This is a genomic window from Kocuria sp. ZOR0020 (assembly GCF_000800955.1).
In the GTDB taxonomy this organism is placed as follows: Bacteria; Actinomycetota; Actinomycetes; order Actinomycetales; family Micrococcaceae; genus Kocuria; species Kocuria subflava.
The window spans coordinates 1-21,232 of record NZ_JROX01000150.1 but is presented as its reverse complement, the minus strand read 5'-3'; the positions used below and the strand labels follow the sequence as shown (position 1 = coordinate 21,232).

Sequence of the window (21,232 nt, the reverse complement as noted above, 5' to 3'; positions counted from 1 at the left end):
TGGAGGAACTTGAGCCGGACAAAACGTCCCCCGTTCGCATCCGGCGTCAGCCCCTGGATGCCGCCCTTGCGGAGGGCACCATCCACTACGTGGCTCTGGGCGACCGCCACATCCGGTGGCCGCAGGACTCCCCCGGCGCCATCCAGTACTCGGGTACCCACGAATCCACCAGTTTCCGGGAGACCGGCCGCGGCCAGGTGCTGGAAGTGGATCTGGACCCGGGTACCACACCGTCCGTCACAGCACATGAGGTGGGTCAGTGGCAGCACGTGGTGGTGCGCCGTGAACTCAACGGCGTCCAAGACTTGGATTCCCTGGCCCGTGACCTGGATGCCATGGACCCCAAGGAGAACACCATTGTGCGCACCGCGTTCACGGGTTCCCTGACCGTCTCCGAACACGCTCGGTTGGACCAACTCTTGGATGACCGCACTCCCCTGTTCGCCTCCCTCCAGCCGTGGCTCCGCCACACACACCTTGCGGTGGTCCCTGACGACGACGAACTCGCGCAGATCCAGTGGGGTGGTTACATCCAGGCCGCGTTGGAAGAACTGAAAACCCGTGCAGAGGTGTCTGGGCACGAGGCCCACACCAACACAACCCGTGACTCAGACCCCGACCTGTGGGCGGATGAGGTTCCAGCTGAGGATGATCTGCCGCCGGAGCCCACTCCACCTGAAGGGCACCAAAGCGCCCAGGACGCGTTGCGGTTGTTGATCAGATTCGCAGGAGGGGTGAAGTCGTGAAACTGCACCGCATCCAGGTGACCAACTTCAAGGGTGTGACTCAGCAGGAGATTGACTTTCCCTCCCAGGGAGTGACTGTCCTTGAGGGCCAGAATGAATCCGGAAAGTCCTCCGTGATCCAAGCTCTGGATCTGCTTCTGGAGGAGAGGCACACCGCCAAGACCAAGGCCACGCGTGCTGCCCGCCCGGAAGGGCGTGACGTGGGTGTGTCCGTGGAGGCAGAGCTGACCCTGGACGGCCAGCGCCTGCTTTACCGCAAAAGGTGGTGGAAGGAGGCCGGAGCCGAACTGCAGTTCCTGGCGGGTCCCCGCTCAGGCCACAGCCTCACTGGGCGTGAGGCTCACGACGCCGTCACGGAGCTGATGAATCGCAGCGACCCCGCCCTCTGGCGTGCCCTGCGGCTTCTGCAGACGGGGCAGCATTCCCAGGACTTCAAGGCTTCCGCTGGGTTACGCCGGGCATTGGAGGCCGGGGGAACTGCGGTGAATGATGATTCGGCAGCGCTGACCGTACTGGAAGCCGCCCGGCTGGAACGCTCCAAGTACTTCACCGACACCGGCAAGGAAAAGGCGGAAACCACCGCCTTGCGCCGTGACCACCAGGACGCCCTGACCGGTCATCAGTCTGCGCAAGCGGCCTTGGACACCATTGCGCGTGCCGTGGATTCTTATGACCGTGCCGTCGCAGAGGCCACCACCGCACGGGACACCTTGGCCCGAGCCCGCCAAGATTTGGCGGACGCTGAAGCGGCAGCAACAGCGGTGCACACGTTGCAGGCAGAACGGCAGCAAGCACAACAGGCACACCAGCACGCCACATCTCATGCCCAGGGCGCCGCCCAGGATCACCAAGAACGCACACGCTTGGTCCAAGAGGTGCAGGCCAGCCAACTCCAGCGCGACCAGCTGGAGGCATCAGTGGCCCAACGGCAGTTGACAACCCAGGCCAGTCAAGATGCAGCCCACCATGCACGTTCCGCCTTGACGCAGGCCCGTGGTGAACTACGGCTCGCGCGGACCACTGACCGGGACGCACAGGCTGCAGAACGCCGCGCCGCAGACATGTCACGTCTGGCCGACCTCACAGCAGTTGTGGCGCAACTGGATGAACTTCAGTCGGAGGGTGCAGCGCTGGCTACCCAACAGGTCACGGCCATCACTGCTGAACAGGTCGAATCCTTGGAGACCGCCCAGCGCGCCGTGGAACTCGCGCAGTCCCAACTGGATGCCGGCTCCGCGCAACTGACCGTCAGTGCCCTGGCGCCGGGCGTGCAGGTGGAGTGGGACGGTACAACCACTGCACTGGATCCAGACCAATCACGGCAGCAGCCTGTCACGGAACCAGTGACCCTTGAGCTCGCCCACCAACTGCGGATCATGGTGGAACCGGAGGACGGGCTCCAGCAGCGCCAGGCCCAGGTTCGTACCGCGCAGGACACCCTCGATTCCTTGCTGGCCACCACGGACGTGGACTCTGTCCAACACGCGCGGGAAGCCCTGCGGCTGGCACAACAGCACGCAACACACCGTGAGTCCTTGGACGAACGCAAGGCCTTGATTCTGCGTGGACGCACCGAGCACGCGGTCAGGGAGGAGACCAGCGCCTTGGCCGCGGCGCTGGAGGCCGCCGGTGCCACAGGTGTATCGGCCAGCAGCGCCGCCGGTGCTGCAGCGGAGTCTGAACACCGGCCCCCTGCTGATCAGCTGCGCGCGGCGGTGGAAGCCGCGAGCGCGCAACTGGAATCAGCCCAGGATGCCACCGCACGGTGTGAACAGGCGTTGCAGCAGTCAGAGGCCCAGGAGCACAAGGATCAGCTGGCGTTGACGCAGGTGCGCACGGAGCTGGCCAACTCTGAACAAGTTCACACCTCGGCTCTTGATCGCCTTTCGGAAGCACGCTCCATGATTTCGGATGACGATCTGGTGCAGGCACGATCGGAAGCTGACCAGCATCTGACTGAGGCCACCGCCAACCTTGAGCGTCTGAACGCTGCCTGGACCTCCAGCGATGCCGACAACGTGCTCCAGTTGGCGCGCGGCAGTCGGACCCGGGTGGACAACGCCCAGAAACGCCTGGATGAGGCCCGCGCTCAGCAGTCCCGAGCCGAAGGAACGTTGGAGGGTCTCAATCGTGACGCCGTTCAACGTGAGTACGACTCCACCCGGACCCGGGTCCTGACCAGTGCCGAGGAACTGACCACTCACTTGCGCCGCGCCGCAGCGGCCAAGCTCCTGGCGGACACCCTGGAACGTCACCAGGCCGAGGCACACCGGCGATACAACGCACCGTTTCGCCGGCAACTCGAGTTGCTGGGCCAGAGAGTGTTCGGCTCCACCTTTCAGGTGGAGCTCTCCGATGACCTGACAGTCACCCGCCGCCATCTCCACGGCACCTGGCTGGAAGTGGACGCGTTGTCAACGGGCGCCCAGGAGCAGTTGGAGGTCTTGGTTCGGCTGGCCATCGCATCCCTGGTGGACCCAGAGGACGGCGTACCCGTGGTGTTGGATGACACGCTGGGGCACACCGACCCCCGCCGTCTGATCAGTTTGGCTGGAGCACTTGAAACCGTGGGCTCATCCGCCCAGGTGATCGTGCTGACGGCCACCCCTGATCGATTTGGTGCTCTGAGCGCGGCCAAAACCGTCAGGATTCAGGAATCGCCGTGAGTCCTGCCCGAGCTCAGGGCTGGCACAGTCCTGCCCTGCGCACAGGGCAGACACAATGGGCTGGTGATCAACTCAGTTCTGCAAGGTGCCGATCTGGTGCTCGGAAAGAGCAGCCTTGGCTTCGTCGTTGTTGCCGTGCTGGCCGGCAAACGCATCAGTGGCATCCGTACCGCACAGCTGGGTGATGGCCCGCTGGCCACCGGGGTGTTGAGCCACCCAGTCGGTCAGGTCATAAACGTTGTTGTCCACCGCAGCCCAGCAGTCTGACTCGGTGGAGTGCTCCTGGACCGTGGCCAGGGAGTAGGTCTCACCTGATGCCGTGGTGGAGGTGGCGGATGCGGCGTCTCCGGCGGCTGCACCTTCGGCTCCCTCATCTGATTCCTGGCCGGACTCCTCGCCTTCGTCGTCGTCGGAGTTCTGGGAGGAGGTCGCGCTGGTGGCTGAGGCCCCCATGGTGCCGCCCCAGGCGGCCTGGGCGCCGGAATGCCCGGTGAGCACGGAGAGCACAATCACGGCCACGGACAGCAGCGCGGTGATGAACCCGACTACCGTGGCAGCGCCTCGTCCTGGCCCCCGGTGGGTCTGCGGATTGCGTTCACCGGTATCAGCGCGCTTGGAGAGGAACAGCCACAGGGCAGCCATGCCAAAGAAGATGGCCGAGACCACCATGAGCCAGTCGGCCCACTGCGCATGCGTTTCCGGCTCCCCCACCACACCGGCCAGGGCCTCACCGGATTCCTTGGACACGAATGTGGCCACCACCCCCACAAACGCCACGATCACGGCCAGACCCAGGAAACGACGTCGTACCGCGGGAATGAAAGCGGCCAGCAGCAGAACCAGGGCGGCCAGCGGCAGCAGGACCACGGCAAAGTGCACCACCAGCGGGTGCAGGGGCAGATCTCCCACGGTGGAAAAGACGTTGGATTCAAGCGGCATCTGAATGTGCATGCCGCACATGCTAGGGCAGCTGATGACACATCAATAACCAAATGGCATGCCCCGGAGCATTCCCCCAAGAGATTCACATTAATGAGGTGAGGGTTGCCTGACCTGCAGATTCAAACGTAGAGCCGTCCGTCACAGCCCACGGGAGTAAGTTTTGGTGCCATGAACACCCACCAGCCGGAGCATCCATTCGGTGTCAGCCATTGGGCCACCACGCGGGATGGTCGATCGCTGCACTACATGCTGCGAACACCGGACCCGCAGTCTGCCCACCGTGGCCCCGCGAATCCCGTGACCGTGGTTTTTGAATCCGGGATGGGTTTTTCCCGCAACACGTGGGGCTTGGTCAGCCCGGCCGTCCGCGGGTGTGCGCGGACCGTGGTGTATGACCGTGCGGGTTTGGGCCACAGCCAGGATTCCTCACGACGACGAACCCTGGGCCAATTGGCAGATGACCTCAGTGACGTGCTGACCGCCCTCGGCCCGGGCCAGTACCTACTGGTGGGGCACAGCTGGGGCGGCCCGATCCTGAGGACCCTGGCCGCGCGCGATGATCACCGCCTGGTGGGTTTGGTGCTAGTGGATCAAAGTGACGAACACTGGGCCACGGACATCCGGCCCGATCCGGTGTGGCAGCGCACGCTCATGCACTGGATTCTCCCGGTCTTGGCCGCCACCGGGGTCTACCGCGCATTCGGGTCCCGGCTCTCCCCGGGCCGCCATCAGCCTCCTGCCGTGGCCAAAGACCACGCACGCGAGGACTTCACCTTGCGTGCGGCCCGAGCTCTGGTGCTGGAGGACCGCCCCTACACCCAGCAGATGCAGCTCCTCCACGGGCGTTCCCCTCAACTGGGTGACTACCCCGTGGTGGTGATCTCCGGAACCAGGACCACCCGGATTCCGGTCCTGGGCCGGCTGCGCAAAAAGCTCAATCAAGCCCACCAGAGAACGGCAGCATCAGCACCCAACGGCACCTATGTGGAAGCACCCGCTTCCCTGCACCACGTGATGTTCACGGACCCGCAGGTGATCATCGATCAGATCCACCGGATCCTGGGTGTCCATCAGTCGTAGTGCACATCAACTGACCGCTCCAGGGCAGGCTTTGCCTGGTCAGGGTCGCACAAGATGAGGGTCTTGCCAGGCCGACGGACCGTAGATCACGTGTGCCCGCCGCATGACCTCCACCACGTCGATCTGACGGGCGCCACAGCTGATGGGCAGAGCATGGACCTCATCTCCTGAGGCGGAATCCGTCCTGCGCATGGCCTCCATGCGTTCACCGAACCTGCGCCGTGACGTCAGCTCGGCCTCCGGGGTCAAGGTGTAGCAGGCCAGCATGGTTGATGCCGACGGCCTGAAAACCCCGATCCACCGGATCCAGATTTCATTGACGTCCATCCACCGCACCATGGGCATGGTTCTCCTGCCGGCGGAGGTACGTGTTTCCAGGAAAAAACCACCCTGGGTGATCACCAAGCGGTGTCTGGTCCGCGTCTTGAGCACCGCAGGTACGCAGGCGATACAGGAAGCGGTCGCCATGACCAGTGCCAGCCACAGCGCGGGTTCCCGGGTGGCGGTTTGGAATCCGCCGGAACCGATCACAACGGCCACCACAAGTGCTCCAAAAAGTACCGCGACCATCACCAGCAGAATCAGCGTGAAGAATTGCCGGTGGCGCGTGGCACCGAAGGACACCCGCCCACCACGTTCCAGCTGGTCCATGGCCTGTTCCACCACACGGGCGTCACTGCGCGGCGCTGGAAATCGGCGTACCCGCGGACGTCTGCCACCACGGCGGCCCGGCGCCTGGCGACCTCCCGCGCCGAGACTTTTTTCATCAGGCGGACGGCCGGGGAGGAGTCGGTCATGCCTGCGATCTGGGCTTCGTAGCCCATCACCCCCACCAGCCGAAACGGAGGTCCCTGGGTGCTCAGCTGAGCAATGTGTTCGACGGCGCAGCGGGCATGCTCCGGTGTCCGCAACGGCGAGCGCCGGGCGCCCAGATCAGCAGGACCCACGCGTAGGGAACAGTCCATGTCCAGGCACAGGCGAATGGTGGTACTGCGCCCCCGGCGTGTGGCTGTTGGGCCACGCCAGCTGATCCGGGTGGTCCACCATGAGTGTGATGGCATGGGCCAGATCAGGGTCTGCGGCCAGTTCCTTCAGCGCGGTGCGCTGGGCCGTCGGGTAGGCCACCACGACGTCGTCGCTCACCCCGGTGCGTACCAAGTGAATGGCCTCGGCCAGGGAGTAGGCCAGGATGCCGTGGAAGCCGGGGCGTTGCAGGACCCGGCGCAGAATTGCGGTGCAGCGTACCGATTTGCTGGCCACGCGGATGGGCACGGACCCTGCGCGGCGTACCAGGTCATCCGCATTGGAGTCCAAGGCATCCAGGTCCACCACAGCCACGGGTGCATCTGATGCGCGCTGTGGCGATGTTGCCGAGTCCGGGTGGTCCAGGGCGCGATCGAGTGCACTGTCCAGGCGGGCAAAGAACTCCGCCTGCGGGATCATGGTTTGTGGGGGCACACCAATCTCCTGAGCAGCGTCGTCATCTAGGGCGCGTGATGGGGCCCACACGGCGGGTCCAAACACCAAAATAACGCCGAGTAACCAGCTGGACCCACACCTTCATGGCAACTGATGGTGAACCGTGTCCAAACCCAACCACGCGGCCATGCGCTGCAAGTGACTTTCCAAGGATTCGGCCGCAGCCCGTGGGGCATCTGGCTCCCAGGTGCAGCGCTGAAGCAACAGAATCTTGGCCTGGCGATCCGCTTTGAGATCCACCCGGGCCACCAAGCGGTCCCCGTAGAGGAAGGGCAACACGTAGTACCCGTGCACACGCTTGTGAGCGGGCGTGTAGATCTCCAACCGGTAGCGCATGCCGAACAGGGCCTGAGTCCGCTCTCGCTGCCAGATCAAGGAATCGAAGGGGCTCAGCAGCGCTTCCACATGTGCTTTGCGGGGGCGGCGTGCCGTGGCGTCCAGGTAGAGGGGGCCCTTCCAGCCATCGACTTCCACGGGCTCCACTTCACCGTCAGCCACCAACTGTTCCAAGGCCACAGCGGATTCTGCTGCGCCCAGCCGGAAGTAGTCCCGGAAACAGGCCGCGCTGCCAATGCCGTGGGCCCGGACCGAGGCTTTCATCAACTGGTAATGAGCTTCCTGGCTGTCCAGGCCTTGGCCCGTGGGCAGGATCTGACGTGCAACCACGTAACGACGCTCAAACTGTGCCGTCCGCCCTGCACTGGTGATTTCCCCGGCCCAGAACAGGTATTCCAGTGCGGTTTTGACTGCTCCCCAGTTCCACCCCCAGTGCTCCCGGGCCGATGGGAGGTCCACTGCCATGGCTGCATCCAGCTCCTTGGGCGTGATGGGACCCCGCAATCGTGTTTCCTCCAGGACGGCCTGCACCAGTTCCGGCTGGTCCTGGTGGATTCGGCGCATGCTGCCCCAGGCCTGGTCCTTGGCGCGGTCCATGCGGAAGGTCAAGAGCGGCCAGGTCTCAGCTTTGATCAAGCTGGCTTCATGCGCCCAGTACTCCACCAGGCTCCGCGGCGAACGGTCCCGCATGCGATCCAAGCGCTCGGTGTCATACGGACCCAGCCGGGAGTAGAACGGCAGGTAGTGGCTACGGGAGAGCACGTTGACGGAGTCGATCTGCACCACTTTGACCCGGTCCATGACCCGGTTGAGATGGCGGGCAGTCACCGACCCCGGTGCGGGTTGTGGATCCAGAAACCCTTGAGCCGCCAGGGCGATTCTGCGCGCTGCCGGGAGTGACAATCGCGGCAATCCGCGCTGATCCACCAAATGCTGGGTCACAGCTGCCCCTGTTCTGCGAGTCTTGTTATCAGGCCCCGTTGGCCCCCGGACATCACGTGTGCATGGGCAACCCCTGCCACCGGGCGTAGCGCTCTGACCGCTTTCCGTGCCGTGACAACACACCACGTCAGTTCCACCACCGTGTGGGTGGTGGACTCATCACCGTAAATCACCCGCCACAGACCGTGTCCTTGCAGGTCCCCCGTGACGTCAATGTGTGCCACCCAGGGATGTTCGACGTCGCAGATGTGGATGGTGAACCTCAAGCGATAACCCACGGGGCTGGCCACCAGAACTTGAGCCCTGGTGCCTGCACCATGCGGCACATTGCCTGAGTCCAGCACCGTCACATTCGTGACCCCGGGCCACCATTGCGGCCATGCACCCACGTCAGCCAGGACCTCCCAGACGCGGGCGGCTGATGCCGGCAGCTGCCAGCGAGTCTGGAAGTGAAAGGGGCGCGACTGTCCCGGTGCGGGTGGGGTGTGAGTGTGTGGCATGTGTTCACCCACCCTATGGCGCCGGAACCGCGGGGAGGAACAGGCAGGGGCACGACGCCGTCGACGTCGTGCCCCTGCCTGGTGAGCTACTGTCCCCCGGCTTCAGTAGGTCCCGAAGTTCTGGGTGGCGTAGACGTATCCGTTGCTCGATTCAGCCAGGCTGAAGCCAATGGAGTTGAGCTCCGGGTTCATGATGTTGGCGTGGTGACCGGGGCTGTTCATCCAGAAGTTGTAGAAGTACTGGGCAGTCTCCTGGACGGACTTGCCGGAGGTGACGTCATAGGAAACGTTCTCCGCCATGTTGGTGGAGCCGGTGGCCAACGTCTGATCAATGAACGTGGGGCTGTGGCTTGCTGCGTTGTTGGCCGCCATCTGCTGTGACCACCCGCTGGCAATCCCCGTCAGGTCGGCGTTGCTGCTCAGCGGAGACAGACCCGCTTCCGCACGGGCCTGGTTGAGCATGCCCAGCATCTCCTGCGCCACCTGGTCAGAGAACGACGACGACGACGCATCTCCACCCTCGGTCGCAGTGGACTGCGTGGTGACGGTGGACGCGTCAGCGCCAGAGGGAGCCTGGGCATCAGTGGGAGTCTGCGCACCGTTGGAAGCCTGCTCCCCAACGGAGGTCTGGGCAGAGCCGCTGTCCTGCTGAAGGGAGGAGGAGAAGCTCGAGGAAGGAGCGTGGCCTTCGGAGCCGAAGCAGTCGGCGGCGGAGGCAGGGGCAGCAGCTGCGCCAGCCAGTGCCAGGACGGCTGCAGTGGTTACCAGGGTCTTCTTCATGGCGAGTTCCTTCGCGATTCACGGTGGACACCGGCAGTGCCCAGACTCGGCACGTTGCCAAGACGCGGAAGAACGTACGGATGCTCGAAGCCCTGAATCAACCCAGATCAGCGCCGCTGCGTTACCGAACCGTGATTTTTTCGTTATCTGAACGTTATCTGAACGCAGACTTTGAGGCCCCGTTGCCCACCATGGCGCGGATCGTCGGGCGTTCACCGGCCAGCAGGCGCTGATTCCTGGGAAAACACCTTGAAATGTTGACGCATCACGAAAATTGAGGATTTCCGGGAGGCCCGCTGAACGCCACCCCGACGCCAGCTGACCGGTGAGCGCGCCGCGATGCGCCACGTGGACCTCCCGCTCAGACAGTTATCCACAGGTGCCACAAGACTGATGCCGTGGTTGCACCGTGGGACGCAGCATGGAGACATGAGCTTCAACGACCTCCCTGAAAACTGGACCTTGCTTCCGCTGGACACACCTGGCCTGGCGGCCGACGTCGTCGATCTGGTTCTGACCATCGCCGATCGTCACCAGAACTGCCTGCTGGTGGAGATGTGCAATGCCGACGGCATTGGCTACCCCTCCCCCATCAAAATTCCGCACCTGCACTGGACCTGCAGTGCCGGCGAGCGGGAGGAGATCATGACCTCGCTGGCCCAGGTGGCTGCGCAGTTCCCTCAACCGGCACCCAACGTTCTGCTGGCACTGTCCTCACCCCACCCGCTGCCAGAAACCGTGGTGGACGCGTGGCACTCCACGGCTCAATCCGCCCTGAGTGACGTGAACTGCCAGCTCCTGGGCTTCTACACCAGCACCCCGCAGGATGTGGTGGAGGTCTCCGCCTGAAGTTTCGCAACCCTTCCCAAGTCAGACCAAGGGCCGGTGCACCTCACGGTGCACCGGCCCTTGCATGGAGGGGAAGTGACTCAGGCGTCGTTCTCCGTGGTTTCAACCGGGCGCGCGCCGAGTTCGTCGTCAAGACGCAACAGACCGGCACCGTCGTCGCCAACACGCTCCAGTCGACCGACGATCTCACTGACCGTGGCCTCTTCCTCGATCTGTTCATCCAGGAACCAGTTGAGCAGCGGACGGGCATCCAGGTCACCGGCCGACTCGCAAGCCCGGTACAGGTTGCGAATGGACTCGGAGACCTTTTGTTCATGAGAGAGGGCTGCCTGGAAGATCTGCACCGCCGTGGGAGATTCCGGAACCTCCGGGGCAGCGATGGCACCGATGTGGGGGTGGCCATCACGGTCCGTGACGTGATCAATGAACTTGTTGGCGTGCACGATTTCCTCATCCGCCTGATGGCGCAGCCACGCCGCCATGCCCACAAGGTCCTGCACGTCAGCCTCAACGGCCAACTGGCGGTACACCAAGGAGGCCTCGAACTCCATGGTGATCTGATCGTTGAACTGGGTCTCTAGCTCAGGTGTCAGCTTCATGCCTTCACCCTATCCAACGGTGCTCCATCACCCCAGGGATGGTGCCTGGGTGTTGGGTCGGTAGCTGCTGGGGTAGTTCAAAGCGGGGAGAGAACCGTACTGACGGTGCACCACGTTGTTGTCCAAGTCGCTGTTGTCCCACAGCGTCCACCGGTTGACCAACGGCTCCGTCCGACCCCAGGTCGACGGTCGATTAGCCATCAGGAGGGCGTTATGCGGGTTGTCGTCCTCAGTTTCGCCCGCTGAAGAAGGTGTGCGCTGGGCAATTTCCAAGGTGTACTGCCAGGACCCTCTCACGCCGCCGCGATCCGGCCAGTTGGTCTGGAAATCCGCAGAGCCCGGGGACGTGAAACCCGCAGGAAGGGTGATGGTTTGTGTCCACGCCTGCATGACGCGAGTGCCGGTCTGGGCAACCCCGCCCCGATAAGCAGTGTCTGTGGAGCGAATGGGCTCGCCCAGCGTCAACAAGGGGTCATTGACCTGCAGGGTTGGTCCAACACTCACTGCGGACAACGCCTTGTAGACCTCGTATGCGCGCAAGGTGATCACCAGACCGGAGGTGGGGCGAGCTTCCGTACCCACCCACCCCAAACGGAACACATCGCTGCCTGCTGCAGCCCCGAGGTGGTGGTGAGGGTCTGCCACAGAGCCAGGTCCATGACTTGAGAAGCGGCGTAGGCCGGTGCTGCGGTGGCCACGGCAATGGTGGGCACGGCCCAGACGGCACCGTTGAGGACGGTTCTGCGATTCAGCGCTTCCACGAGCAGGTCCATTCATTTGCAATCAAAGTCATGGAACAGTCAGACACATTTCACGAATCGAATCAATTCCTCAGCAAGGTGTGTTTGCACACCTCCTTCGTGGCTTCCGGGGGCGCATCGCCTGCAACTTGACCGTCACAGCTCCTTCTTGCCGAGTCGACCCTGGGAAGATGGTGGTACCGGATTCCCTGACTAATACCCCGCTGGGGCGGGTGGAACGGGAGTTCAATGACGGTAGGCAGCCACCGGGAGGAACACAGTGACCGCAACTCACGCGACGGCCTACGACGTCGTCCGCCAATACCTGGGTGCCCAAGTTGAGGCCATCAGGTCACGGGAGAACGCCGTCAAGGACAATGCCCCTGATGCCGTGCACAAAACCCGCGTGGCCACCCGCCGCCTGCGCAGCACGCTGCGTACTTTCCGCCCACTCTTCCATGCCGAATCCACCGAACCGCTGCGAGCCGAGCTGAAGTGGTACGCGGAGATGCTCGGTGGACCACGTGACGCCGAGGTGCTCAAGCAGCGGCTGACAGAAGCCTTGAGCGCATTGCCGCCAGACGCCGTCGTGGGCCCGGTGGGCGCGCGACTCTCTGCAGAATTGGACGCGCGCCACGCCCTGACCCACGCCGAACTGGTGCAGGTCATGGGCACGGCCCGGTATCGAGATCTCACGAAAGCCCTGGAGAATCTGACCCAGACTCCACCGCTGCGGTCACAGACCCACCATTCAATGACGGAGGTTCTGAACCCCCTGCTGACCGAGGCCACGCAGAGGGTTGCACGACGGTGGGAAGCAGCCCAGGCGGCCTCCGGGAAGGAACACACCGAGTTGGCCCATGAGGCCCGCAAGAAAGCCAAAGCCGCGCGCTACGCATTTGAGGCGGTGGCGGAGTTCGATCCGTCCTACAAGGACGCTGCCCAGGCATGGGAACAGGTCACTGAGGCCCTGGGAACGGGACAGGATTCCGTGGTGACGCGCGAACGCCTCCACGAGTTGCGCACTGCCGCTGATTGCGCCGGAGAACCCACGTTCACCTACGGGGTCCTGTATGGACTGGAACTGAATCAGCAGGAAGGCGCGCACAACCGCGGCGGGGAAGCAATACAGCACGCGTTGACGGTGTCCAGCCAGTGACCCTCACTTCATGAGGCTGATACCAAGCGTCCGAGACCCATAATGAATGCTCAATGGTCAGCACTGGAGAAAATGAGAGTCATGTTCAGCATTGATGGATCATCACCTGTCCCGCCATTCGAGCAAATCAAACAGCAGATCATCTCCAGTAGAGAGACCGGCGAGCTGCCTGCGGGTCATCACCTTCCGCCAGTCAGAGGTCTTGCCCAGGATCTTGGCGTGGCACCCAACACCGTGGCACGGGCTTACAAGGAGCTCGAGGCTGCCGGGGCCATAGAAACCAGGGGACGCAACGGGTCGTTTGTGACCGGCACGGAGGAATCCGCTGACAAGGCAGCAGCTCATGCGGCAGAAGAATTCGTGCTGGCCATGCGCGGACTCAAGATATCCGATCAACGGGTGCGTGAATTGGTTGACAAAGCCCTCACAACAGTGAGTTGAACCGGCCCACCGCGGTCGATAGTCTCGCAATCGTGTCTAACGAATGTCATCAAACTTCCGGAGTGTCACGCCGAACCGTTGCCCGCGGACTTGCCTGGTCAGTTCCCACCATCGCCGTGGCAGCGGCGGCACCCGCCCATGCAGCTTCCTCATGCATTCCCACACTGCGCTCCAGCGGCGGCTTGACGTACACCTGGGGAACGCTGGGCTCCTCGTCCACAACGCAGAACATGACGGTTGGTGCGCAGACCTACGTGGACAACCTGCCCGCAGGTGTCACTGTCACCAGCGTCACCTATCGGTGGTGGATCGCCAACCGAATCGGTCAGACTTCGACTGGACCTGGCGCCTTCTGGGTGGGCAACTCGTCCTCCAGCCGCTCCAGACAGAACTTTGGCGCCATGCCCTACACCTCCGGGACAGGCACGGCCTGGCGGAACACCGTCAGCAACACTGCCAATCTGGTCAACCAGACTTATCCGGACGGCGTCACCCGGCAGTCCTGGGACCTGAATTGCTCGTGGACCACCGGGACCAACAACACCAGCGGAACGTACACAACTGACGCTCAAGGATGCCGGGACTTCACCACGGGCCCATCGGGTCGGTTCGACGTTACCTACAGCGGAGTGGTGGCACCGAGCTCTTGCCCCACACCCAGTGCAACCATCCCGAACTTCAACACCATTGTGGTCACGCTTTCCAACGGTGAGACGTTGACTGCAACTTCGGCCAGCGACGGCGGGTCAACCTGCCGTTGACAATGGCTCAGAGCGAGTCACTCCCCTGTGCCAGGTCGCATTCATCCCGGTTGCGCTGCACCACACCCGACCTGGGCGATGCCGATGAGTGGGCGTCACACTTGATGCACCCCAGCACGTCGACGGCCTCCTGTACCATTTCCTGTACAGGAGGCCTCAATGAAGACCATGAGTTACACGGAATCGCGCGCCAATTACGCACGCGTTTTGGACCAGGTCACGGAAGACCGCCAAGCCGTCGTCATCACGCGCTCCGGCCACGAACCCGTGGTGATCGTGTCCCAGGCCGATTACGACTCACTGGTGGAAACCGCGCATTTGATGCGGTCCCCGGCCAATGCCCGCAGACTTCTGGATGCCATGGAGCGTCTGGAGCACGGGCAAGGCCATGAGCACGCCCTTGTGGACCACGACTGAACATGGCTCTCATCTGGGACCGTAATGCCTGGGACGATTACCTGTGGTGGGAGGCCCAGGACCGCAGAGTCCTGAAACGGATCAATCAGCTTATCAAGGACATTCAGCGCAACGGCAATGAAGGAATCGGCAAACCAGAGGCCCTCAAGCATGACTTTGCCGAGTTCCGGTCACGGCGGATCACCGATGAACACCGCCTGGTGTACAAGGCGGCCGACCAGGACATTCTCATCGCGGCGTGCCGGTACCGCTACGGGTAGTTGACCTCTGCCTCACAATCCTTGGCGCACGGATACGGCCAGCGGCCGCAAGAGACGACCCACCAGATCAGCCAAGTCGGTGGAGTCCGTGTACATCTCACCGGCCCGCAAGGAGGCGTCGTTCTGGGTCATGAAGGCAGCCATGCCGCCATCAACTCCGGTTGCTTCCAGATGGGCGGCAAAGTCGTCGTCGTTCAGCGCGCGGTGAGTGATGCTTTGTCCGGATGTCGCAGAGAGTTCACGGGCGAACTCATTCATGGTGAACGCCGTGCCGCCGAGTTCATAAATGCGGTTTTCCGAGCCACCTGACGCCAGGACCACGGCGGCCGCAGCAGCCAAATCAGCACGGGCAGCACCGGAAATCTGCGCTTCCCCAACAGCGTCAACAATCTCCCCCGTGGCCAGGTGCTGGGGAATCAGGCGCGTGAACAGCTCGTGGTACCAGGCATTGCGCAGGATGGCGAACGGAATACCCGAGGCTTGAATGAGCTGTTCGGTGGCGTGGTGCTCCGGAGCCAGCGGATTGTTGGTGGTGTCCGCATTGAGGATTGAGGTGTAGGAGATGTGGCCCACGCCAGCCTCTACGGCGGCATCGATCACTGTCTTGTGGGATTGGCTGGCACCGGGCCCTGACCCGGAGACCAACAGCAGGCGATCCACACCATCCAGGGCCTCACGCCAACCAGCAGGGCTTGCGTAATCGGCCTGGCGGACCTGGACCCCACGATCCGCAAGGTCGGTCACTTTGGCGGGGTCACGCACGACAGCCACGATCTGGTCAGCAGAAACCCCGCCTGTCAGGGGTTCTTCAACTGTCAATCGGCCAAGATTTCCGGAAGCACCGGTAAGTCCGATGGTCAAGGGGAGCCCCTCATTTCAAAGTTGATCCGGACCCTTTGGTCCGTTTCAGGTGAGACTAGCAGAAACGGAACGGTCGGTCCACATCAGGTAATCTGTGATCATGACGACGACGCCCACCCCCACCCGGAAAGACGCCGCCCGAAATCGTTCACTCCTGCTGGCAACTGCCGGTGACTTGTTTCGCGATGCCGGACTCGAGGTGACACTGAAAGACGTGGCCCGGCAGGCCGGCGTCGGAGTGGGTACCGTTTACCGCCACTTCCCCACCAAGGACGACCTGGTGGCCGCACTGTTCGCCCAACAGTTGGAAGCCGAGATCGAGCGCGCTCGCAAAAGTGTTGAGGCAGGAGATTCCTGGGAGGCACTGGTTGATTACTTGAAGGAGAGCATGCGCCTACAGTCCTCCAACAGGGGCCTGCGAGCACTCATGTGCCCGGCAGGATCCGTGTTCGACTCCGTGCGCGAGTGCAAGGCAGTGGTGAACCCACTGATTGATCAGTTGGTGAAGTCAGCACATGCTCAGGGCACGTTGCGCCCTGACTGCACTTCGCGGGACATCGCCCTGTTGCAGGTGGGCCTGGTGGGCATCATGGACGCGACCCCGGAGGACCCAAATGCCTACCGGCGGCATTTGGCGCTGTTCCTGGACGGTGTCCGGATGTGATGCGGTCACGCTGGCCCGCTTCCGCCCACTGTGCGGGTGGTCAGGTCCCCAGCTCCGGCATCGGGGCGTGATCGCTGACGCCCCCCGCGCCAGTCAGGCGCCTGGTGCCAACTGGGCCACGTAGGGCAGGTTGCGCAGCTTGTCCTGCCACAGCAGACCGAAACCCACCAGCATGTCATCGCTGTCCATCTGATGCGCAAAATACTGACGGACCGGGATCTCCACCCGCCCAGGTTTGACGAACAACGTTGCCACCGAGATTGACGCCGGATTGAACTGTTTCAGGTGTTCCACCAGGCGCTTCATGGTCCCACCGGACTCGATGGCATCATCCACCACAATGACGTCGCGCCCCTGGATCGGCACATTCTGGTAGTACACAATCGGCGAGGCGTTGGTGCGCTCCCCAAGCGTGTGAGGACACGAGATCCAATCCATGGCCACGTCAAAGTTCAGCTGCCGCACCAGCTCACCGATGTTCTGACTCATTGCCCATCTCCCAATCGTTCACAGCGGAGCACCTTTGCGCGGACAACGTTATCTGCCGACCACACCATGCGTTGGGCTGTAACGCACGTGCACGGTGCCGTCGTCGAAAATCCGGTGATCCGTCAATTTCAGCTCCAGGCGGGCATCCCGTGGGAGTGCAGGTAGGCCACCGCCCAGGACTTTGGGCACGATGAAGAATTCAAAAACCTCCACAACGCCCGCACGAATGGCGGGTGCCGCGGTGGTGGGGCCGAAAATTTCGACGACGCCGGACGCCTCCCTGGCAATCTCCACGATTCGGTCCACGGTGAGCGCCGGAACAAGGGCGTCATGGGTGGATGCCAGTTGCCCCGATGTCAGGGTTGACGAGGCAGCAAAGGTGTTGATGTTCCGCCACAGCTTGGCGAACTCCTGCTCGGCCGATGACCACTGTTCGTCAGAGGGCTCCGAGTGCCAGTAGCGCATGAGCTCGTAGGTCTTGCGGCCCAGAATCTCCGTGGACACGTGACGCATTCGCTCCAGGTGCGCGGCAAACACCGCCTCGCTGGGAGCACTCCACTGGAAGTCTCCCGAGGCATCGGCCACGTAACCGTCCAGGGAAACGGTGGTTGCATAGGTCAAAGTACCCACAGATCATCTCTTTCCTACGTCTGGTGCAACGTATTTCTGGCGCCGTGTCCAGGCTAGTCGCCGCCACGTTCGGCGACCCAGACAAGGCCGAGGCCTCGACTCCCCCGACTGGGCTGGCCACCTCTCAGAATCGGCGGGTGGATGTGCATGGCGCCTGCACCACATCACCCGTGGGTCCGTGAGTGGCACCGCAGTTACTCCGGGCTCGGCAGTCCCGCCCTTCCCCCGTTGCTGACGCGCTCGACATCAAACGTGAAGCCGTATCCGCGCAGCCGTTCCACCACATTGGTACCCAGAGCTGTGGCAGGCGTCAGAACCCCGGCTCGCTGCGGCAGGTCCACTTCGTCCTGGGCCAGAGCCAGTGCGGATTCGCCGAGCATGATCGCCGTCCCGTTGTAACCCGGGTCGTAGTCGGCCGCCACTCGAGTGCGGTAGCGGGCACCGGTGGTCGTTGTTGCGTCAATCTGCAGCGCGAATCGCCCATTGTCCAGATTCTCTTGGGACGGACCGGAGCCGGGCTTGGGCAGCACCCGGCCCATCAAGGCGCGCGTGGGTTTCCACCACATTCCAGCCGCCAAGCCTCCCAGCGCAACGGCTGTGGTGGCCGCGCGAGCGGCTCCGATCACGCCTTGACCCGTGTCGAACAATTCCTGGTAGCGGAGGCTGCGGCCATAAGACCATCCGGTGAGAGCGTTGCTGCGTCGGACAACCCTTGTGTTGTAGCTGGCCATCACGAACGGGGCAGTCCACCGCCCCGTTCGACCGTTCCGCTGGACCGGGACCTGTTCCACCAGGGCGCCCAGCCGACCCCGGGGCCGCCCACGCTGAGGAATGGCGGACCCGGTTGGCTCATTCTTCCTGTCCGGCGACAAGGCGTAGGGGTCGCCCACCATCCTTCGGATCTGCGGGTCCTGGGACATCTGCCGGATCTGCTCGCGCATGGAGTCGATGGTGCCGCCGCTGACTCCCCCACGCATGGATCGCACGTGCAAAGTGGTGTCCCCCAGCGTGCCTTCACCGTCCTCGGCCACGCGCAAGGCTGTCACCAGCACCCCTAGGTCTGAAGGCAAGGAGTCGAATCCGCAGGAGGTGACCAGGCGAGCTCCGGAGACCACGGCCGCCTCATGGTGGCGGTCGATCGCATCGCGAACGAACAGGACCTCACCGGTCGAATCGCAGTAGTGCGTTCCAGTCTCAGCGCACGCGCTCACCAGCGGCAGCCCGTACTTGACGTACGGCCCCACAGTGGAGATCACCACTCGCGTGCGGCGCGTCATGGCCAGAAGGCCGTCCTGGTCACCGGCGTCAACGACGACGGTGGGCCAATTTGCCGCGGAGTGCGGCAGGTCCGCTCGGACAGCTTTTAGGCGCTCCTTGCTGCGCCCCGCGATGGCGACGCGCACGTGGGCGGGTGCATGCCGGGCCAGGTGGGCTGCAGTCAGTCTGCCCACAAAGCCCGTGGCACCGAAAACGATCAGGTCGAACTCACGTTCACTCATTCCTCGACTGTAGCCGCTAGTGCCTGACGTGCCCTTGGTTCCGGGCGCAGAAGGGGAGCAGGCGAGCATGCTCATGGGTCTCCCCAACTGGTCTGTAAAAGCACCCACCCCGCCCATCCTCATGCGCTCACGGACTGCACCTTGGCAGTGAGGCCATGTGGGTCCAGCACGAACTTCTTGGCCACGCCGGAATCAAAGTTGGCGTACCCTTCCGGCGCATCATCCAGGCTGATGGCAGCGGCGTTGACGGCATCGGCAATGTGGACTTTGTCGTGCAGGATCGCCTCCATCAGCGGACGGTGATAGCGCATCACGGGGCACTGACCAGTGGTGAACGACAACGACTTTGCCCACCCCAGACCCAGGCGAAGGGACAGCGAACCTTCCTTGGCGGCGTCGTCAATTCCCCCGGGGTCCCCCGTGACGTACAGGCCCGGAATACCCAAGGACCCTCCGGCCTTGGTCACGTTCATCAGCGAATTCAGCACCGTGGCGGGGGCCTCCTTGGCATCGTGGCCGTGTCCGCGTGCCTCGAACCCGACGGCGTCCACACCACAGTCGACTTCCTCGACCCCCAGGATTTTCGCGATGCCCTCGCGCGGATCCTGAGCGGAAACGTCAACGGTTTCGCACCCGAAGGCTTCCGCAGCCTTGAGCCGCCCCGCATTCAGATCCGCAACAATCACGACGGCGGCGCCCAGCAACTGCGCTCCAACGGCAGCCGCAAGACCCACCGGGCCCGCGCCGGCAATGTAGACCGAAGATCCGGGTCCCACCCCCGCCGTCACGGCACCGTGGTACCCGGTGGGGAAGATGTCCGAGAGCATGGTCAGGTCCATGATCTTGTCCATGGCCTGGTCCTTGTCAGGGAAGCGCAGCAGATTCCAGTCGGCGTAGGGCACCAGCACGTACTCAGCCTGGCCGCCCACCCAGCCGCCCATGTCCACGTACCCGTAGGCGCTGCCTGGGCGATCAGGGTTGACGTTGAGGCAGATCTCCGTGCGCCCCTTCTTACAGTTCACACACCGACCGCAGGAGATGTTGAACGGGACAGAGCACAAGTCCCCCACTTGAATGAATTCGACGCCGGGGCCGGTCTCCACCACTTCGCCGGTGATCTCGTGCCCCAGCACCAGACCCTCCGGTGCGGTGGTTCGACCGCGGACCATGTGTTGGTCCGACCCGCAGATGTTGGTGGTCACCACCTTCAAGATGGCCGCGTGCGGCAGGGGCCGCCCCACGTTGTCCGGGTGGACACCGGGCCCGTCCTTGAGTTCAAAAGTGGGGTAGTCAATGTCAACCACCTCCACCTTGCCGGGACCCTTGTACGCGACTGCACGGTTGGTTGACATGAGGACCTCCCTGTCCGCGGGGCAGGAATGCCTTGGGTGGCAAGAGCAGCCCCAGTGGTCATCATGCTGAGTGATGCAGACCACAGTCGTCAAGGGTGGGTGATCGGTAGTGACTCCTGCGCCGATGGTGAGGGGTCCAACCGAGTCGATCAACCCAAGCTGACGCGACTTTCCGTGCACAACCACGCCCCGTCCTTGTGTATGAATTGCTGCACACAGTGCAGGGGCCACGCCTGTCCGCTTCCGTCAGACCGGTAGCCCGTGATGATGTCGCCCGTCAGCACGGCATGCTCGCCAGCAATCTCCACGGCCACGTGCTTCTCAATCACCTGGTGATAGACGAATTCCTGGCGACGCATGCCTTCCAACCAGTCCTCAAGTAGCTGGCGATAGCCAGTCATATGAATCAGAACGGCGTCATGGGTGAAGCACTCCCGCAGAGCATCCGTATCGGCTTCATCCATGGCGACCAGCTGTTGCTGCCAGTTCTTGAGGATTTCAGTGCGCGACTCAGTCATAGCGTTCCCTTCTGTAGGACCTCAGTCTCTACCACGTGCGGGCTCGAGCGGGCACGGCTGCGGTGGGCGTCCACCGACCTGAAGACGCGGGCGGATTGAGGCCCTGCGCAACGACCAGCGGCGTGATGGCTGCAACCTTGTCCTGCATTGCCCGTTGCTCGAGCCTGAGCTCGTAGTTCACCTGCAGGTTCATCCACAGTTCGGCAGACGTTCCAAAGTAGCGAGCCAGCCGGAGGGCTGTATTAGCGGTGATACCGCGCTTGCCGTGGGCGATCTCGTTGATCCGACGCGGCGGCACACCGATGACGACGGCAATCTTGTTCTGCGTTATCCCAAATCCCTTGATGAAATCCTCCATCAGAACTTCTCCTGGGTGGATTGGCTCAATGAGGTCAGGGTCAGTGGTAGTCGACCAGTTCGACATCTTCTGCACCTCCATCTCTCCCTGTGAAGTAGATGCGCCACTGGACGTTTACTGGGCCTTCACAGCTGAGTGTGGGTAGCGGTTCTCCGCCAGGGGCG

At 63.1% G+C, this 21,232-nt stretch carries 25 protein-coding genes and 2 pseudogenes; 10 read left to right on the top strand and 17 right to left on the bottom strand.

What is annotated here, in order from left to right:
• Both L979_RS16310 and L979_RS09295 read left to right on the top strand, forming a co-directional pair.
• Positions 1-746: pseudogene (locus L979_RS16310) on the top strand (exonuclease SbcCD subunit D); the annotation flags it as partial.
• On the top strand, positions 743-3,412 hold the full coding sequence (locus L979_RS09295) for an AAA family ATPase (RefSeq protein WP_047691930.1): 2,670 nt from the start codon (positions 743-745) through the stop codon (positions 3,410-3,412). The pseudogene L979_RS16310 and the gene L979_RS09295, both read left to right, overlap by 4 nt.
• A gap of 72 nt (positions 3,413-3,484) precedes the next feature.
• On the opposite strand, the gene L979_RS14665 is transcribed toward L979_RS09295, so the two are convergent.
• Positions 3,485-4,363, bottom strand: coding sequence for a cytochrome b5 domain-containing protein (locus tag L979_RS14665; RefSeq protein ID WP_052209736.1), 879 nt, complete (start codon positions 4,361-4,363; stop codon positions 3,485-3,487).
• A gap of 159 nt (positions 4,364-4,522) precedes the next feature.
• Here L979_RS14665 and L979_RS09280 point away from each other — a divergent pair, with 159 nt between their 5' ends.
• The gene (locus L979_RS09280; RefSeq protein WP_197052121.1) at positions 4,523-5,434 is read left to right on the top strand and encodes an alpha/beta fold hydrolase; all 912 of its coding nucleotides are present in this window, start codon (positions 4,523-4,525) and stop codon (positions 5,432-5,434) included.
• 39 nt (positions 5,435-5,473) lie between these two features.
• Here the strand turns inward: L979_RS09280 and L979_RS09275 are convergent, their stop codons facing one another.
• The 6 genes from L979_RS09275 to L979_RS09255 all read right to left on the bottom strand — a co-directional run bounded on the left by L979_RS09275 (position 5,474) and on the right by L979_RS09255 (position 9,471).
• On the bottom strand, positions 5,474-6,085 hold the full coding sequence (locus tag L979_RS09275; RefSeq protein WP_047691929.1) for a hypothetical protein: 612 nt from the start codon (positions 6,083-6,085) through the stop codon (positions 5,474-5,476).
• Positions 6,016-6,381: a hypothetical protein gene (locus tag L979_RS15895; RefSeq protein WP_156125527.1), complete on the bottom strand. Its 366-nt coding sequence runs from the start codon at positions 6,379-6,381 to the stop codon at positions 6,016-6,018. Before L979_RS15895 ends, L979_RS09275 begins: the two co-directional genes overlap by 70 nt.
• Entirely contained in the window at positions 6,368-6,892 is a 525-nt protein-coding gene (locus L979_RS09270) for an alanine racemase (protein WP_052209734.1), read from the bottom strand. The genes L979_RS15895 and L979_RS09270 overlap by 14 nt, the downstream gene beginning before the upstream one ends.
• A gap of 102 nt (positions 6,893-6,994) precedes the next feature.
• Positions 6,995-8,191 (bottom strand): winged helix-turn-helix domain-containing protein, encoded by a 1,197-nt coding sequence (locus L979_RS09265; RefSeq protein ID WP_052209733.1) that lies wholly within the window; start codon positions 8,189-8,191, stop codon positions 6,995-6,997.
• Positions 8,188-8,691 carry an SRPBCC family protein gene (locus tag L979_RS09260; protein ID WP_047691928.1) on the bottom strand — a complete coding sequence of 168 codons (504 nt, stop codon included), beginning with the start codon at positions 8,689-8,691 and terminating at the stop codon, positions 8,188-8,190. Before L979_RS09260 ends, L979_RS09265 begins: the two co-directional genes overlap by 4 nt.
• Before the next feature lie 102 nt (positions 8,692-8,793).
• Positions 8,794-9,471: a CAP domain-containing protein gene (locus L979_RS09255; protein WP_047691927.1), complete on the bottom strand. Its 678-nt coding sequence runs from the start codon at positions 9,469-9,471 to the stop codon at positions 8,794-8,796.
• Between the two features lie 429 nt (positions 9,472-9,900).
• On the opposite strand from L979_RS09255, the gene L979_RS09250 reads away from it, so the two are divergent.
• A complete protein-coding gene (locus tag L979_RS09250; RefSeq protein ID WP_047691926.1) occupies positions 9,901-10,320 on the top strand; it encodes a hypothetical protein in 420 nt (139 codons plus the stop codon).
• Between the two features lie 80 nt (positions 10,321-10,400).
• On the opposite strand, the gene L979_RS09245 is transcribed toward L979_RS09250, so the two are convergent.
• Genes L979_RS09245 through L979_RS09235 form a run of 3 tightly spaced genes read right to left on the bottom strand, consistent with a single transcriptional unit; the run spans position 10,401 to position 11,680 of the window.
• Positions 10,401-10,919 (bottom strand): ferritin, encoded by a 519-nt coding sequence (locus L979_RS09245; protein WP_047691925.1) that lies wholly within the window; start codon positions 10,917-10,919, stop codon positions 10,401-10,403.
• A gap of 27 nt (positions 10,920-10,946) precedes the next feature.
• The gene (locus L979_RS09240) at positions 10,947-11,501 is read right to left on the bottom strand and encodes a hypothetical protein (RefSeq protein ID WP_156125526.1); all 555 of its coding nucleotides are present in this window, start codon (positions 11,499-11,501) and stop codon (positions 10,947-10,949) included.
• The gene (locus tag L979_RS09235) at positions 11,465-11,680 is read right to left on the bottom strand and encodes a hypothetical protein (RefSeq protein ID WP_156125525.1); all 216 of its coding nucleotides are present in this window, start codon (positions 11,678-11,680) and stop codon (positions 11,465-11,467) included. The genes L979_RS09240 and L979_RS09235 overlap by 37 nt, the downstream gene beginning before the upstream one ends.
• A gap of 259 nt (positions 11,681-11,939) precedes the next feature.
• Here L979_RS09235 and L979_RS09230 point away from each other — a divergent pair, with 259 nt between their 5' ends.
• The 5 genes from L979_RS09230 (at position 11,940) to L979_RS09210 (ending at position 14,697) form a co-directional block, all read left to right on the top strand.
• Positions 11,940-12,818: a CHAD domain-containing protein gene (locus L979_RS09230; protein ID WP_052209732.1), complete on the top strand. Its 879-nt coding sequence runs from the start codon at positions 11,940-11,942 to the stop codon at positions 12,816-12,818.
• A gap of 42 nt (positions 12,819-12,860) precedes the next feature.
• Positions 12,861-13,259 carry a GntR family transcriptional regulator gene (locus tag L979_RS09225; RefSeq protein WP_369792987.1) on the top strand — a complete coding sequence of 133 codons (399 nt, stop codon included), beginning with the start codon at positions 12,861-12,863 and terminating at the stop codon, positions 13,257-13,259.
• Positions 13,260-13,321: 62 nt separating this feature from the next.
• Positions 13,322-14,020, top strand: a complete 699-nt coding sequence (locus L979_RS09220) for a hypothetical protein (RefSeq protein WP_047691921.1) — start codon at positions 13,322-13,324, stop codon at positions 14,018-14,020.
• A 159-nt stretch (positions 14,021-14,179) separates the two neighbouring features.
• Complete coding sequence (locus tag L979_RS09215; RefSeq protein ID WP_047691920.1) at positions 14,180-14,437, top strand: type II toxin-antitoxin system Phd/YefM family antitoxin; 258 nt, start codon at positions 14,180-14,182, stop codon at positions 14,435-14,437.
• Positions 14,438-14,439: 2 nt separating this feature from the next.
• A complete protein-coding gene (locus tag L979_RS09210; RefSeq protein ID WP_047691919.1) occupies positions 14,440-14,697 on the top strand; it encodes a Txe/YoeB family addiction module toxin in 258 nt (85 codons plus the stop codon).
• A 12-nt stretch (positions 14,698-14,709) separates the two neighbouring features.
• On the opposite strand, the gene L979_RS09205 is transcribed toward L979_RS09210, so the two are convergent.
• The gene (locus L979_RS09205; protein WP_047691918.1) at positions 14,710-15,558 is read right to left on the bottom strand and encodes an NAD(P)H-binding protein; all 849 of its coding nucleotides are present in this window, start codon (positions 15,556-15,558) and stop codon (positions 14,710-14,712) included.
• Positions 15,559-15,658: 100 nt separating this feature from the next.
• Here L979_RS09205 and L979_RS09200 point away from each other — a divergent pair, with 100 nt between their 5' ends.
• The gene (locus tag L979_RS09200; protein WP_156125522.1) at positions 15,659-16,222 is read left to right on the top strand and encodes a TetR/AcrR family transcriptional regulator; all 564 of its coding nucleotides are present in this window, start codon (positions 15,659-15,661) and stop codon (positions 16,220-16,222) included.
• A gap of 93 nt (positions 16,223-16,315) precedes the next feature.
• On the opposite strand, the gene L979_RS09195 is transcribed toward L979_RS09200, so the two are convergent.
• From L979_RS09195 to L979_RS09170, 6 genes and pseudogenes are all read right to left on the bottom strand, one after another.
• Positions 16,316-16,711, bottom strand: coding sequence for a phosphoribosyltransferase (locus L979_RS09195; protein WP_052209730.1), 396 nt, complete (start codon positions 16,709-16,711; stop codon positions 16,316-16,318).
• 48 nt (positions 16,712-16,759) lie between these two features.
• Positions 16,760-17,341, bottom strand: a complete 582-nt coding sequence (locus tag L979_RS09190; RefSeq protein WP_047691917.1) for a dihydrofolate reductase family protein — start codon at positions 17,339-17,341, stop codon at positions 16,760-16,762.
• A gap of 194 nt (positions 17,342-17,535) precedes the next feature.
• The gene (locus tag L979_RS09185) at positions 17,536-18,840 is read right to left on the bottom strand and encodes a trans-acting enoyl reductase family protein (protein WP_047691916.1); all 1,305 of its coding nucleotides are present in this window, start codon (positions 18,838-18,840) and stop codon (positions 17,536-17,538) included.
• Between the two features lie 119 nt (positions 18,841-18,959).
• Entirely contained in the window at positions 18,960-20,192 is a 1,233-nt protein-coding gene (gene fdhA / locus L979_RS09180) for a formaldehyde dehydrogenase, glutathione-independent (RefSeq protein ID WP_047691915.1), read from the bottom strand.
• A gap of 149 nt (positions 20,193-20,341) precedes the next feature.
• Positions 20,342-20,710, bottom strand: a complete 369-nt coding sequence (locus tag L979_RS14660) for a nuclear transport factor 2 family protein (RefSeq protein WP_052209729.1) — start codon at positions 20,708-20,710, stop codon at positions 20,342-20,344.
• A gap of 106 nt (positions 20,711-20,816) precedes the next feature.
• Positions 20,817-21,134: pseudogene (locus L979_RS09170) on the bottom strand (HigA family addiction module antitoxin); the annotation flags it as partial.
• Positions 21,135-21,232: the final 98 nt, after the last annotated feature.

What these genes read in the sequence shown, in the direction of transcription:
- L979_RS14665 (WP_052209736.1), bottom strand. Translation starts at nt 4,363, where the DNA reads ATGCACATTCAGATGCCGCTTGAATCCAACGTCTTTTCCACCGTGGGA.
- L979_RS09280 (WP_197052121.1), top strand. Translation starts at nt 4,523, where the DNA reads ATGAACACCCACCAGCCGGAGCATCCATTCGGTGTCAGCCATTGGGCC.
- L979_RS09275 (WP_047691929.1), bottom strand. Translation starts at nt 6,085, where the DNA reads ATGGACCAGCTGGAACGTGGTGGGCGGGTGTCCTTCGGTGCCACGCGC.
- L979_RS09260 (WP_047691928.1), bottom strand. Translation starts at nt 8,691, where the DNA reads ATGCCACACACTCACACCCCACCCGCACCGGGACAGTCGCGCCCCTTT.
- L979_RS09255 (WP_047691927.1), bottom strand. Translation starts at nt 9,471, where the DNA reads ATGAAGAAGACCCTGGTAACCACTGCAGCCGTCCTGGCACTGGCTGGC.
- L979_RS09250 (WP_047691926.1), top strand. Translation starts at nt 9,901, where the DNA reads ATGAGCTTCAACGACCTCCCTGAAAACTGGACCTTGCTTCCGCTGGAC.
- L979_RS09245 (WP_047691925.1), bottom strand. Translation starts at nt 10,919, where the DNA reads ATGAAGCTGACACCTGAGCTAGAGACCCAGTTCAACGATCAGATCACC.
- L979_RS09225 (WP_369792987.1), top strand. Translation starts at nt 12,861, where the DNA reads ATGAATGCTCAATGGTCAGCACTGGAGAAAATGAGAGTCATGTTCAGC.
- L979_RS09215 (WP_047691920.1), top strand. Translation starts at nt 14,180, where the DNA reads ATGAAGACCATGAGTTACACGGAATCGCGCGCCAATTACGCACGCGTT.
- L979_RS09210 (WP_047691919.1), top strand. Translation starts at nt 14,440, where the DNA reads ATGGCTCTCATCTGGGACCGTAATGCCTGGGACGATTACCTGTGGTGG.
- L979_RS09200 (WP_156125522.1), top strand. Translation starts at nt 15,659, where the DNA reads ATGACGACGACGCCCACCCCCACCCGGAAAGACGCCGCCCGAAATCGT.
- L979_RS09195 (WP_052209730.1), bottom strand. Translation starts at nt 16,711, where the DNA reads ATGAGTCAGAACATCGGTGAGCTGGTGCGGCAGCTGAACTTTGACGTG.
- L979_RS09185 (WP_047691916.1), bottom strand. Translation starts at nt 18,840, where the DNA reads ATGAGTGAACGTGAGTTCGACCTGATCGTTTTCGGTGCCACGGGCTTT.
- fdhA (WP_047691915.1), bottom strand. Translation starts at nt 20,192, where the DNA reads ATGTCAACCAACCGTGCAGTCGCGTACAAGGGTCCCGGCAAGGTGGAG.
- L979_RS14660 (WP_052209729.1), bottom strand. Translation starts at nt 20,710, where the DNA reads ATGACTGAGTCGCGCACTGAAATCCTCAAGAACTGGCAGCAACAGCTG.